Source organism: Mycobacterium sp. 155 (genome assembly GCF_000373905.1).
Lineage (GTDB): Bacteria > Actinomycetota > Actinomycetes > Mycobacteriales > Mycobacteriaceae > Mycobacterium.
Map to the genome: position 1 here is coordinate 839,268 of NZ_KB892705.1, position 13,589 is coordinate 852,856.

Sequence of the window (13,589 nt, forward strand, 5' to 3'; positions counted from 1 at the left end):
GGGAATCTGCATGTGCACCAGTGACTCTGATTACGGCACCTTACTTGAGAGATTCGCGGGTCTTCTCTGGGCTAGGCGAGCAGGTCGACGTTGTCAGTTCCGGTCGCGGGGCATATTGCGGTGACGCACTCGGCAGCGCAGAACTCATGCGGTGCACCGTCTGCGAGTCCTATCGATACCTGCCCGACGAACTTCCCCTTGTGTCGCGCGTGCGCGAGAACGAGCTCGGAAGGGAACGACTGCCCGTTGTGCGCACGGTCGACGCACCAGAGCAATTGCCGTGGGTGGCCGGCGCCTCGCATATGCCCAGTCGTCGTTTGCTCGAACACTGGGCAGCATCGACGGGCTCCCTGCTCGACATCCGGTATGAGGTCGAAGGACCACAGGGTGTACTGGCACTGGCGGCGCACGGACTGTGCCAGGGAATAGTCCCGATCTCGATCGTCCACTCGCACTCAGGGCCGGCGGTTGCCACGGAGGATCTGAAGATTTCTGGAGTCCCGCCCCACCGGACAGTCGTAGCGTTGACACGCCAACGCTACGAGCACCCTCTTTCCACCGCTATCTGTAGTGAGATAGCCAGGATCCTGGCCGCTTTCGGCTGAACCGATCCCCAGGGTGATGTTGTTTCGGTAACGGTTTCGAAAAGTCTTCAAACACAGCGCGAGATGTCCCGCGGCGAAGACAATCTAATTGTTCTCCTGGATTTGTCCAGGGTAGGCAAAGATCACCGCGACTCAGATGTGCTGGCGCAGAAATAGGGGATGACAGATGCGCATTGTGGCAACCGCGATCACCATCACGGCGGCTTGCATCTTCGCGGCGGGCTGCGGCCAATCAACCGAACAATCGGCCGAGACGACACCGACCACGCCGATGATCACGTCGTTTGCCCCGCTGCCGCTCACCCAAAAAATATTGCCCAGCCTGCTGCTGTCGCCCGAAGAAATCAACGCGGCGATGGCGGCAGGGGAGATGGTTGTCACGGCCACTAATACCGAAATGTCTGACGACAGCTCGACTATGGAGCCGCGAGACTGCCTCGCTGTCGATGGTGCGGTGCAGGCGCCCGTCTATGCCGACAGTGGTTTCACCGACGAGCTTGATGTGACCCTGCGAGAGCCTGACACCTTCGTCCATTACGCCCATCAGGCGGTGGTTCTCTTCGGCAGCGCCGACCAAGCCAAGGCGTTCTACGACACCTCGGCACAACAGTGGCCGGCTTGCACGCATTACACCCACACGCAGTCCGGCACGGAGTGGGACGTGGCGCCCATTTCCGACAAAGACGGCATGCTGAGCACCATCGCCACCCAGTCGAATGCTCAAGCCGGCGGTTGGGCCTGTGGCCGGGCTCTTACCGCGAACAACAACGTTGTCGTCGACGTCAATACCTGCAGCGCCAATCCCGCGGACTCCGCGGTCAAGATCGCCCAGCAGATAGCCGCACGGGTCGCCAAGCCGCCATGGCAAAAACCGTAGACCGGCGACCTGGCGTCGCTTAGAACCAGACTCTGCGCCCGCCCACCGGACGCCCGACGGCGCCGAGGATCCACAGGATGACACCGATCACGACGAGGATGCCTCCGATGGTGTAGAGGATCGACAGTCCGGTGAAGTAGCCGATCAACAGAAGGATGATGCCGAGCACGATCATGGTCAGTCCGATCCTCTAGGTAGCAACGGAAAAGCTGTCGCGAAGAGGAATTGCCAGTTTCGTCAGTTCCAAACCTGTTGGGCGCAAGCAACGCTCGCAACGGTGTGTGGCCGGCAGTGGGACCGGTATGGAAGATGGGCGCGGCGATTACCGCTCGCTACGGTTGCAATTCGGGTTCGCCGGCTTCGATGGCCATGTGCAGACGTCGATGAAGGTGCTGGTATTGAATCCACCGCCGTCGAAAACACCGTATGCGTCGCCATGAATTCCGGTGTATGTGGCACCGCCACCCGAACTGCCGCCGGCCGAGGTCACGATGGTTGTCACTTGCCAGCCCTTGCCTTCGAGCGCCGACTTGTACGCGTCGAGTACGTCGTTGGGTGCGCCGTTGACTTGGTAGAACATGTGGATGCCGTTGTCGGCGATCTGATTAGGGCCCTTGGTCTGCTGTGTGTCTGCCGGCGTGGGCAGCAGCGACTGCAGGTCCGTGCCTGCCGTCGCCGTGTCATGCGTCGTCGTCTGGGCGGCCGGTTCCGACGAACCGCTGCATGCGGAGGACGTGAGACCGACGGCGATTGCGACGGCTGCCAACGCGCAGGTATTACGGGTGACGCGCATAAGTCATTTCCTCTCGTATGACCGCACCGTACCAACGTGCATGGATTTGCTGGGGCAAACCTGTAAAACACTGGCAAATGGCAGGCATTGACAGCGGTTAGGCGAGTGGCCCGACCGGTGCTGGGGTAGGTGTCGTCGTCGGACCGGGCGGGGCCCCTGCGGGGGACGGCAGGTGGGGCGACGGGCCGGGCGCAGCCTGCAGTGGCGTCAGGGTCGGGGGTGCGGCCGGCGCCGGGACCGGGCCTGGCGCCGGCCCGACGACGGGTGGATTCATGATGGCGTCGGCGGCCCAACTGGCTTCAAGTTGGTTGGCGACGAATGTCGCACCGCGGTCAATCATGCCGGCTTCTTCGTACTGGTTGTGCGCGGAGAAGCTTCTGCCGTTGGACGCGCAAACGAGGTCATTGTCGACGCACAGGTCGATGGTCTTCGCCGTGTACAGCGGACCGATGGTGATCGGGGGCTCGCTGATGGCTTTCATGAACCTCGTCGATGGTTTTCCGAAGAGGGCCACCGCGGCTACGTGATCGGAGATGGCGGGTGGCAGCGGCGTCGGTACGTCTGCGGCATGAACTCCGTCGGGAATCACACTGGCCGTGACGAAGCCGACGATCGCGGCGCCCTGGGAGAACCCACCGAGCACCATCTTGGTGCGTGGACAGTTCGTCGCAGTGGTCAGAATGTGGGCGCGTGCGTCCGAGATACCGTCGATAGCGGTGGGGAAGTCCATCGTGGCGGGGTAGTCAACCGCGTACGCTCCAACAGATTTCCCACTGACGCGGGACCGTACGGAGTTCACGAACGCCTCGCCCGTCGGACCGAGGCCTGGTGCTTCCGTGGTGCCGCGGGCGAAGATCACCTCGGCGTCGGGACATTCCGCTGCTTGCGCGGATAACGTTGGCACGCCCAGCAATATCATCGGCACCGCTGTCGCGGCACCGATCAGTAGAGCAATGTGGCGTGCCCCCACGCACTCATGCTGACACACAACAATGGGATATGCGCACCAGTTGAACGACATTCCATAGGTATTCATCTGTGAACACGCCACGGGCTTGCGGCTACCGAATACTGAAACTACTTGGCGTGCAGTCCAATACAGATGATCGATGCGATTTCGTCACGACCCCCGAGGTTGGGCGAATTAGCACACCGAAGAGCTCGGGCCCCGCCTCCGACTGTTGCGACACGATCACGGAACGATACCTATCGATGCATCACTGGCCGCAACCTTCACTTGGGTCACTATCGTCACATCGGTCAGCTAATGACGTCAATGGGACGTCGTGCCCTCCGGAAGGGGTGAGATGTCGCCGCGTCCTCGAATCGCATCGATGTCGGTGGCGTCGGCGGCCGCTGTGGGGCTCGTCGTTGCGATCGGCGTCGCTCCCCAGGCGGCCGCCGAACCGTGCACCGGTGCCGCCGCCGCTGCTCGACCTCCTGCCAATGCCGTGGCCACCCCGGCACTGCCCGGGATCGACCGCCCGCCAACAGGTCACCGACCGGCCGGCGCGAATGACAGTGCGCCGCTGCCGAGATTGGGCCAGCTGCCCAAGATGCTCCTCAACGCGCTCTCACCGTTGGCGCCGCGCTCTGCGCCGGTGCGCCAGCAAGCGGCGGTCGAGCCGCCGCCACGGCCGGTCGTCCCGAACAACCCGGCTCCGCCGAATGTCGCCCAGCCCGTTCCGAACGCCGCTCCGGCCCCTGCGCCGGAGCCCGCGCCCGCTGCGCCGCCGGGAACATCGTTGGTCGGCTGGGTTACCGGGCCGGACAGCCCGAACAACACCATTCAGCGGTTCGCCATCTCCGGAACCGACCTCGGGATCATGTGGGACAACGGCGATCCGGGCGCTCATCAGGTGCTGATGGCGTTCGGGGACACCTACGGTTACTGCAGTGTCCGTGGACAGCAGTGGCGCTACAACACGCTGTTCCGCACTCAGGATGGCTCGCTCTCGAAAACCATCGCCGTGCCCGACGGCGTCAAAGCCAACCGGTATTCGGGTTCGCCGGTGTGGGGGCCGGGACTTTCCAAGCAGATCATCAACAGCATCAAGTGGGCGCCAACCGAGGTCGGGGTCATCCCGACGTCCGGGATCTCCGTCGGCAGAAACCAATACCTGAACTTCATGTCCATCAAACGCTGGGGCGACAACGGCCAGTGGGACACCAACTTCTCGGGTATCGCGGTATCCCAGGACAACGGCGAGAACTGGGGGGTCTATCCCAGCAGCATTCGCGCCGTCGGAAACTCCGTACCGAAACTTGCCTCTGTGCCGGGCAACGAAAACTTCCAGCAGGGCGCATTTCTGAAACCGGGGCCGGGTGACCCGTACCTCTACACATTCGGAACACCGTCCGGGCGTAGCGGATCGGCCTATATCGCCCGGGTTCCTCAGGGCTCCGTGCCGGATCAGCGGCGATACGAGTACTGGAACGGCGACAGCAATTCCTGGGTGCCCGGCAATCCGGGTGCTGCCACTCCGGTGATCCCCGGGCCGGTCGGGGAGATGTCGGCCCAGTACAACACCTACCTCAAGCAGTATCTGGTGCTGTATTGCAATGGAGCCAACGACGTCGTGGCGCGCACCGCGCCTGCACCACAAGGACCGTGGAGTCCGGAGCAGATGCTGGTGTCCTCGATGGAATTCCCCGGTGGTATCTACGCCCCGTTCCTGCATCCGTGGTCGACGGGTAAGGAGCTCTACTTCAACCTGTCGCTGTGGTCGGCCTACAACGTGATGCTGATGAAGACGGTGCTTCCGTAACGCCTTTGGCTGCAGCCCATCTCGGATCATCGACCGCTGCGGTGTGATGTCGATTGGGCAAAACGATTGCGACGGTGTCGGATTCGCATCTCGTCCTCAACCCGAGTTGTCCCGCGCGTTGTTCGAATTAGGCAGCGAGCTCGGGACTTTCTCACAGCTGCTTGCTGGAGGAGACCAAGCCACGCCATAGAGTGCGAGTTGTGATTGAGTCGTGGTCTAAAAGTGACAAAAGAAGACCAGTGTTTCCAGAGTGATCGGTGAGCACGACATGGCCGCACACGCCACAACCGGACGGCACGGATACACCGCGCTGGCGGTCGGATCGCGTGGTGTTTCCCGCGCTCGCCGATACGTTTCCGACACTTCCCAGGCTGGGGTGAACCCGATCAGAGGAATGGAGTGAAAGCCGTGAACATGAGCCGAACGTTCGACACGCGAACCGCGCGGATTGCCCTTCAGCTGATCCGCCGTCCCATCATGAGCCGACGCTATCCTGCCGAGCAGGAGCGTCTGATCACCCCGCAGGAACTTGCCGCTCTCGGCCGGTAGCCACGTAACGTGTCACGATGAACGCATGACGGATCAGAGCGAACGTGACTTCAACGAACGCAACATCGAGGAGTTTCGCGCCAACGACGGCAAAGTCGGTGGCCAGTTCGAGGGATTCCCGCTGCTGCTGCTCACCTCGACCGGCGCCAAGAGCGGTGCGCAGCGGGTCAATCCGGTGGCGTACTTCGACATCGACGGGGCCATCTACATCGCCGGATCGTCGGCCGGCCGGGACCGGGACCCCGCGTGGGCCTTCAACATTCGCGTGAATCCCGACGCCTGGGTCGAGATCGGCACCGACGGCCCAAGCGCGGTTACCGCGCGTGAACTACCGCGCGAGGAACGTAACCGCGTCTACGAGATCATCAAGCAGCGAGCACCGGGCTTCGCCGACTACGAGGCCCGCACCGACCGAGTCATTCCCGTCTTTGAGTTGATCCGGAAGTAGTGGCTCATGCGCCGGCCACGGCGGTCTCGGCCACGTGCCGAGCGTCATAAGTGTTGATCGCAACGCTGTCGAGAATGGTCGGTCAGGTTCCGTCGTCGTCGGGGGAACTGGACACCAGCAGCCATACCAGGGTGATCAATCCGATGGAGATGCCCTGCGCGGTGATGACGAACGTCAAGAACTCGTGCCAGTCGGACAGCATGTCGTTGCAGCCCTGACCGTCGAACGGCAACGTCGACAGCGCGAAGACCAGCGCTGCGGACAGCACGGTGACAGTGGCGGCCGTGGTCGCGCGTTGCGCGGGGTCGCGCAGATTGCGCCGGAAGAAGTTGAACTCCACGCCGAGCGTCAGCAGCAACAACGGAATCACCGCGACGACATTGTTGAAGTACGCCGAGCCGACCGCGCTCTCACATGCGATCTCCAGTGTGCCAAGACGTTCCGCGAGTGGGAGCGCGGCGATTTGCGCTGCCACATCGGACGGCAGGGTTCGGACGCTGTCGACATCGAGCGAGCGGTTGTAGGCGATAGCTGCCAGATAGCAGGCGAACGTTCCCAGCACCAACGGCACGACCGCGCGTGCTCGCCGCCAGTCCGTGGGATGCGCTGCGCGTCGGTCGGCGCTGAAAAGCACACGGGGATCGGCATTGAGCGATGTGGCCATCATGGTGCCCATGGTGGCCGCGATGACGACCGACGCAGCCAAAAGGACCCACACCGAGGGCCGGAACGGCAATTCGGAGAGCACGAGGTCCAAGATGATCAGCACGCCGAATCCGGTCCACCACAACGGCCAGAGGCGTGGGCCCGTGCCGTCGATGCGGCCGATCGCCCGTTTCTTCAGCCCCACGACCAGCAGTACGACGATCTCGATGGCGACCACCAACATTCGCCAGCCGAAGTTGGTCCGCCAGCTGTTGTGGGCACCGGTGCTGACGAGGTCGAACAGCAGCCCGATGATTTCCTCGCTGTAAGAGAACACGAAAAGCAACAGGAATACGACCCACAGCATCGCCCGTGCGGATGCCCGGGTATCTGCGGTAGAAGCGTTGTCGACCTGCGGTCCCGTCATCCCCGCTCCTCCACAGGTGTCGCCGCTGGGGGAGACTCAGGATAACGGGCTGACCTGGCCCTTGTAGGCTTAAGCGCCCGAGCGGTCCAATGCCCGCGCCACCACACCCCGTGCCGGGCGTCGACGCACCACCTGTGGCCACCAGAACCAGGGGCCCATCAACGCTGCGATCGACGGCGTCATGAACGACCGGATCACGAGGGTGTCGAACAGCAGGCCCAGCCCGATCGTCGAACCGACCTGCGCCACCACGGTCATCTCGCTGACCACCATCGACATCATGGTGAACGCGAACACCAGGCCGGCGGCGGTCACCACCGATCCACTGCCGCCCATCGCACGGATGATGCCGGTGTTGATGCCTGCCGGTAGCTCTTCCTTGAGTCGCGCCACGAGCAACAGGTTGTAGTCGGCACCGACTGCCAACAGCACGATCACGGCCATCGCCATCACCATGAAGTGCAGTTCGATCCCGAGCAGGTGCTGCCACACCAGGACTGACAATCCGAACGACGTGCCCAGCGAGACCAGCACCGTGCCCACGATCACCGCCGCGGCCACCAGACTGCGAGTGATCAGCAGCATGATGATGAAAATCAGGGACAGAGCCGAGATCCCGGCGATGATCAGGTCGTAGTTGTTGCCTTCCTGCATGTCCTTGAATGCCGCTGCGGTCCCGCCCAGGTAGATTTTGGACCCCTCGAACGGCGTGTTCTTCATGGCTTCCTTGGCAGCCAGCTTGATCCCGTCGATCAGCTTGATGCCGTCGGCCGTCAACGGGTCGCCTTCGTGAGAGATCATGAACCGCACGGCTTTTCCGTCGGGGGAGATGAAGCTCTTCATCCCGCGCTTGAAGTCGCTGTTGTTGAATGTCTCCGGTGGCAGGTAGAAGGTGTCATCGTTCTTGGAATCGTTGAACGCATCACCCATCGCGGACTGGCCGTCCTGCATGGCCGCCATCTGATCCTGCAGACCCTTCTGGGTCTGGTACATCGTGAGCATCATCGTCTTGGTGCTTCTCATGGTCTCGATCTGCGGCTGCATCATGGCCGCCATCTGCGGCATGAGAGCGTCGAGTCGGTCCATGTCAGGCAGCAGCTCCTGGAAGCTCGCGGTCATCGTGTCGACGCCGTCGAGCCCGTCGAACACCGATCGCATCGACCAGCAGATCGGGATGTCGTAGCAGTGCGGCTCCCAGTACAGGTAGTTGCGCAGCGGTCGCAGGAAGTCGTCGAAATCGGAAATGCTGTCCCGCAATTCGGCGACGTCAGTGACCATGTCGTGGGTCTTGCCCACCATGCTGTGCGTCGTCGCGCTCATCTCCTCCATGAGCGTGATCATCCGGTCCATGATGTCGATGGTCTTCTGCATGTCATCGGCCTGCAGCAGCATGTCGTCGGCACGGTCGGTCAGGTATTTGCGGTTCATGGTCTGCATGACGCCGCCCAAGCTCATCTGAGCTGGAATCGTGCTGAATTTCAGTGGCTTGCCGTCCGGACGGGTGATCGCCTGAACGCTACCGATCCCGGGTACCTGGAAGATGGCCTTGGCGATCTTGTCGATCACCAGGAAATCGGCCGAGTTGCGAACGTCGTGGTCGGTTTCGATGAGCAGCAGCTCGGGGTTCATCTTGGCTGGTGAGAAGTGGCGTTCGGCGGCCGCGTACCCGGCGTTGGCGGGCAGATCGGCGGGCAGGTAGTTGCGGTCGTTGTAGTTGGTCCGATAACCGGGCAGTGTCAGCAGCCCCACCAGCGACAGCAGGATGGTGCCGAGCAGAACCGGACCCGGCCACCGCACGACGACAGTTGCCAACCGTCGCCAACCCCGGATCCGCATGGCCCGCCGGGGTTCCAGCGTGCGCCCGAACCGGCTCGCCACCGTGATGACTGCAGGCCCGAGGGTGAGCGCCGCGATCACTGCGACCATCATGCCGACCGCCATCGGAATGCCCAGCGACTGGAAGTAGGGCAACCGGGTGAAGTGCAGGCAGAACGTTGCCCCAGCGATCGTCATGCCCGAGCCCAGCACCACATGGGCGGTGCCGTGGAACATCGTGTAGTAGGCCTGTTCCCGGTCCTCGCCGTTGCCGCGCGCCTCCTGGTAACGCCCGATGAGGAAGATCGCGTAGTCGGTGGCGGCGGCGATCGCCAGAGTGACCAAAAGCTGGGTGGCAAAAGGTGTCAGCCCGATCAGGTTGTGATAGCCCAGGAACGCAACCACTCCGCGCGCCGCCGACAACTCCATGACCACCATGGCCAGCACGATGATCACGGTGACGACAGATCGGTAGACCAGGAGCAGCATCGTGACGATCACGACGAAGGTGACCATTTCGATCATCTGGATGCTGCGGTCGGCGGAGATCTGCTGATCGGCGGCCAGTGCCGTCGGGCCCGTCACGTACACCTTGACCCCAGGCGGCGGGGACAGCCCGTTGACCAGCTTCTGGACCGACTCCACCGACTCGTTGGCCAGAGTCTCACCCATGTTGCCGACGAGGTAGACCTGCACGTAGGAGGCTCTTAGGTCGTTGCTCTGTGCCCCTGCTTTTGTCAGCGGATCACCCCAGAAGTCCTGGACGTGTTCGACGTGCTTGGTGTCCGCCCTCAACTTGGCGACCATGTCGTTGTAGAAGTAGTGCGCGTCGTCGCCGAGCGGCTTGTCACCCTCCAACACGATCATCGCCGAGCTGTCGGAATGGAACTCGTCGAACACCACACCGACACGTTTCATCGCGATCACCGACGGAGCCTCTCCTGGGCTCATCGACACCGACCGCGTCTTGGCGACGACCTCGAGCTGGGGCACCGTCGTATTGAGCACGGCTACCAGGCCGATCCACCCCAGGATGATCGGAATGGCGAGTCGGCGAATCCAACGGGCGATCCCGGTGTGGGTCGTCGTGGATGCACTGGCGTCGGCCATCTGAAAACCTTGGGTGGTCGATTTGGGCTGGGATGCTCCGGCCGACCCTATCCCGTTGAACGGTCGTTTGGTGGAGCCCGTGCGCGCACGCTTTGTCACGCTGGAGTGGCTGTCGAGGCCGACTGCCACTCCAGCGTGACAATGGGGCGCGGGGGCGTGCTTCGCACCGCCGCTATCCTCGTTTCCGAGACCACCGCGTCCGCGCCCAGGGCTTGGTGAAGCCGCGTCGCGAGACCCTCCGCCTGGATACCGCGACACCTTGCCCGTCGGCGCATGCCCGGACGGTGGTCACCGACCGAGTCCAGCTGGGCCGAAAGGATCGTGGAATGGCATCCCCCCACGACGCTTCGCGCGTCGGCACCCGGTTCGGGCCGTACGAACTGAGGTCGCTGATAGGGGTCGGGGGAATGGGAGAGGTATACCGGGCGTACGACACGGTGAAAGACCGGATGGTCGCGGTCAAGCTGCTGCGGACCGAGGTGGCCGCGGACCGTAGTTACCAGGCACGGTTTCGACGCGAGTCGCGCGCTGCGGCCCGACTGCAAGAACCCCATGTCATCCCGGTGCACGACTTCGGCGATATCGACGGCGTCCTCTATATAGATATGCGGCTGGTCGAGGGTGTCAGTGTGAAAGAAGCGCTGCGGATGAACGGGCCGCTCGATCCTGGACGTGCCGTGTCCATCGCCACACAGGTGGCGTCGGCGCTCGACGCCGCGCACGCCGGCGGCCTCGTGCATCGGGACATCAAACCTGAGAACGTCCTGCTCACCGGTGACGATTTCGCGTACCTGGTCGATTTCGGCATCGCCCACGTGGGCGGCGAGGCCACCGTGACGATGACGGGCGTGGTGATCGGCTCGAGCGCCTATATGGCACCTGAGCGGTTCTCCGGTGCCGCCGTGGGGCCACCGGCCGATGTCTACGCGCTGACCTGCCTGCTCTACGAATGCCTCATCGGTCGTCCACCGTTCGAGACTGGTGACCTTCGGCAGCTCATGAGCGCCCACATGTTCTCCGCGCCGCCGCGGCCGAGCATCATGCGACGCGGCATGCCGCGCGCGTTCGACGACGTCATCGCCCGGGGCATGGCCAAGGATCCGACCCACCGTTACGCATCGGCGGGTGAACTGGCCAGGGCCGCCCGGGCGGCCATCTCCGGCAACCCTGCGGTCGGCGTGGCGCCGCCGGTACCGGAACCGGAAGCCGTGTCCCGCCCCACTCCGCCGCCGGCCCTGGTGCACGCCCCCGAGGGCCCGGTCAGACGATCCCGCTGGACCCGTAGCCAGGTGCGACTAGTGATCGCGACGGTGCTGCTGCTCGGTGTCGCCGCCGTGCTGGCAGCGGTCCTGGTGCTCAGCGGTAATGGCGACGGCTCGACGCCCAAGACTGCCGTGGCGGTGTCGCCCTCGGCGACCGGTGCGAGCGCACCCACCGAATCGTCAACCGAACCGTCGGCGACGACATCCACGACGCGATCCGCGGCGGCCCCGATGACCGGTACAGACACCCAGGGCTTCGTCGGGCATACGGCCCGCTGCGACTCGGGCAGCACCCCGGCGGCGATGATCAAGACGGCGTCGTCGATCGCGGTGATCTGCCAGAGCGGGCCGGACAGTTACTACTACCGCGGCGAACGGCTCAGCGACGGTGCCCACCTGGAAATCGCCCAGGCCGAACGGTCCGGTGACGGGTTCAACGCCACCAACCCGGCCGACGGTGCACTGTATGAGATCCGTCCGGACAGCCTCACCATCATCAGCAACGGCCACGTCGATTCTGACGAACCGGCACAACAGTATTCGTCGGGATAGGCCACCGGGTCACGCAGGCGCGTAGATCTGCACCGGCGTGGTCTTGCCCTTGAGGGTCAGGCCCGGACGTTCGGAGAACGTGACGCGGTGGTCGGTGAGGAGCTCGAGCGTATCGGCCGTGAGTAGGACCGCATCGCCGGTTTGCCGGGTGGCTGCCTCGACGCGGGCGGCCACGTTGACCGTGTCGCCGATAACCGAGAACTCGAAACGTCCTGCGCCACCGACATTTCCGGCTACTACCGGACCCGAGTTGAGCCCGACACCCACCGACAGCCGACCGCCGAACTCGACGTGCACCGCATCGGCGATCTGCAGCGCGGCCGCGAGCGCCTCGTCGGCGTGACGAGCCCGGTGCCGGGGTGCACCGAAGACCGCCATGAGACCGTCACCGGCGTACTTGTCGACGTGCCCGTGGTGTTGATGGACGAGCGGAACGATCCGCTCGAACAGGCGGTTGAGCGTGGCGACCACATCGGCAGGCGGGAGCTGCTCGGCGAATGTCGTGAAACCGCGGACATCGACGAACATCAGCGTGACGTCCACCTCCTGGCCCTGCAAGGTTCCGCCTGCGCACAGGATATGTTCGGCCACATCGCGATCCACGTAAGTGCCGAACGTGGCCCGAATGCATTCGCGTTCGGCTAAACCCGCTGCCATGGTGTTGAAACCGGCTTGCAGTCGGCCGATTTCGCTGGCGTCGTCGACCTCGACTCGCGCATCGAAATCCCCGTTCTGTACTCGTGCCAGTGCGTGGCGCAGCGCGCGCACCCGTTCGGCCACCGAGCGTACGGCCACCAGAATCGCGAAGAGCCCCACCACAAATGCCACCGTGACGAGCACCAGGATGGCCGCGATGGTGCGCTGGGTTCGGTAATCGGAGTCGGCGAGATAGCCGAGTGCCAGCATCGCGACGCCGAGTAGTGGCACACCGGTGGCGAGGGTCCAGGCCATGGTGAGCCTGCGCTGGATGGTCGGTCCGACGCGGCGTTCGGGCGTACCGCCGCTGAGCGCCTGGGCTGAGATCGGCCGCATGACGCGCTCGACGATCAGGTACCACACTGCGCTGGTGGACATTCCGCCCAGCGTCACCACGCTGAAGATGTAGAGCGCGGTGGACAGTGCGTCGGGTACGGCCAGTGAGCCGAAGACCACCGCCCCGACACCCCACACGATGACCGACATCCGCACCGCCTCACCCGGTGCGCCCAGGGTCATCCGCTGTTCGGCAGCGGTTGGTAGGCGGTTTTCCCGCAGCCAAGCGGTGCTCGCGGCGAACCGGTGCCGCCGCACCCGCAGCATCACCGGGATGGCGACGACGAGGAACACGACGAGCGTGGTTCCGCCGCGAACAAGTAACCGTTCGGTGGCCGTCGGACTCAGCACGATCGGTGCGGCGAATGCCAGGAAAGCCCCGACGATCCCGCCGCCGGCGATACTCACGGCGGCCGCACCCCACACCCACCGCTTGAACGTGGTGCAGCGGAGCGCCTCACCGGCATCCGCAGCGATCAGGTCCATACCGAAAGCCTGCTAAATATCGCCGGGGGCCGACTAGCGTAGTGCGCTACTCGATCGCCGCAAAGCCTCGATCTGGATGCCGTCGGCCGTTCGGACGATTTCACTGAAATTTTGCTTCGAACCCGGTTATCCCGGCTGACCGGGCATGCTAGCTTTTGCCAAATTCGAGGTTTTGTGCGCATCGTCGGGACGGAGGCGCACGCGTGACAGGAGCGGAGGC

Annotated in this window: 12 protein-coding genes; 6 read left to right on the forward strand and 6 right to left on the reverse strand. The window is 63.8% G+C overall.

The features are described 5' to 3' along the window. Positions 1-146 precede the first annotated feature (146 nt). Complete coding sequence (locus B133_RS25270; protein ID WP_157625781.1) at positions 147-605, forward strand: LysR substrate-binding domain-containing protein; 459 nt, start codon at positions 147-149, stop codon at positions 603-605. 166 nt (positions 606-771) lie between these two features. Further along, complete coding sequence (locus B133_RS0103855) at positions 772-1,482, forward strand: sensor domain-containing protein (RefSeq protein WP_018599397.1); 711 nt, start codon at positions 772-774, stop codon at positions 1,480-1,482. Positions 1,483-1,501: 19 nt separating this feature from the next. Here B133_RS0103855 and B133_RS24025 read toward each other — a convergent pair whose 3' ends face one another. From B133_RS24025 to B133_RS0103870, 3 genes are all read right to left on the reverse strand, one after another. Further along, positions 1,502-1,657 carry a hypothetical protein gene (locus tag B133_RS24025; protein WP_018599398.1) on the reverse strand — a complete coding sequence of 52 codons (156 nt, stop codon included), beginning with the start codon at positions 1,655-1,657 and terminating at the stop codon, positions 1,502-1,504. Between the two features lie 147 nt (positions 1,658-1,804). Beyond that, a complete protein-coding gene (locus B133_RS0103865; RefSeq protein ID WP_018599399.1) occupies positions 1,805-2,275 on the reverse strand; it encodes a hypothetical protein in 471 nt (156 codons plus the stop codon). 97 nt (positions 2,276-2,372) lie between these two features. Continuing rightward, positions 2,373-3,245, reverse strand: a complete 873-nt coding sequence (locus B133_RS0103870) for a cutinase family protein (RefSeq protein WP_018599400.1) — start codon at positions 3,243-3,245, stop codon at positions 2,373-2,375. A gap of 364 nt (positions 3,246-3,609) precedes the next feature. Between B133_RS0103870 and B133_RS0103875 the strand changes: the two genes are divergently transcribed. The 3 genes from B133_RS0103875 to B133_RS0103885 all read left to right on the forward strand — a co-directional run bounded on the left by B133_RS0103875 (position 3,610) and on the right by B133_RS0103885 (position 6,040). Further along, the gene (locus tag B133_RS0103875) at positions 3,610-5,043 is read left to right on the forward strand and encodes a DUF4185 domain-containing protein (RefSeq protein ID WP_232423254.1); all 1,434 of its coding nucleotides are present in this window, start codon (positions 3,610-3,612) and stop codon (positions 5,041-5,043) included. Positions 5,044-5,451: 408 nt separating this feature from the next. Further along, on the forward strand, positions 5,452-5,592 hold the full coding sequence (locus tag B133_RS24255; protein WP_157625782.1) for a hypothetical protein: 141 nt from the start codon (positions 5,452-5,454) through the stop codon (positions 5,590-5,592). A 25-nt stretch (positions 5,593-5,617) separates the two neighbouring features. Beyond that, positions 5,618-6,040, forward strand: coding sequence for a nitroreductase family deazaflavin-dependent oxidoreductase (locus B133_RS0103885; protein ID WP_018599403.1), 423 nt, complete (start codon positions 5,618-5,620; stop codon positions 6,038-6,040). 82 nt (positions 6,041-6,122) lie between these two features. Here B133_RS0103885 and B133_RS23540 read toward each other — a convergent pair whose 3' ends face one another. Both B133_RS23540 and B133_RS0103895 read right to left on the reverse strand, forming a co-directional pair. Continuing rightward, entirely contained in the window at positions 6,123-7,112 is a 990-nt protein-coding gene (locus B133_RS23540) for a hypothetical protein (protein WP_018599404.1), read from the reverse strand. Between the two features lie 69 nt (positions 7,113-7,181). Then, positions 7,182-10,037 carry an RND family transporter gene (locus B133_RS0103895; RefSeq protein ID WP_018599405.1) on the reverse strand — a complete coding sequence of 952 codons (2,856 nt, stop codon included), beginning with the start codon at positions 10,035-10,037 and terminating at the stop codon, positions 7,182-7,184. 326 nt (positions 10,038-10,363) lie between these two features. On the opposite strand from B133_RS0103895, the gene B133_RS0103900 reads away from it, so the two are divergent. Then, a complete protein-coding gene (locus B133_RS0103900) occupies positions 10,364-11,851 on the forward strand; it encodes a serine/threonine-protein kinase (RefSeq protein ID WP_018599406.1) in 1,488 nt (495 codons plus the stop codon). Between the two features lie 9 nt (positions 11,852-11,860). On the opposite strand, the gene B133_RS0103905 is transcribed toward B133_RS0103900, so the two are convergent. Further along, positions 11,861-13,369, reverse strand: coding sequence for an adenylate/guanylate cyclase domain-containing protein (locus tag B133_RS0103905; protein WP_018599407.1), 1,509 nt, complete (start codon positions 13,367-13,369; stop codon positions 11,861-11,863). Between the last annotated feature and the right edge of the window lie 220 nt (positions 13,370-13,589).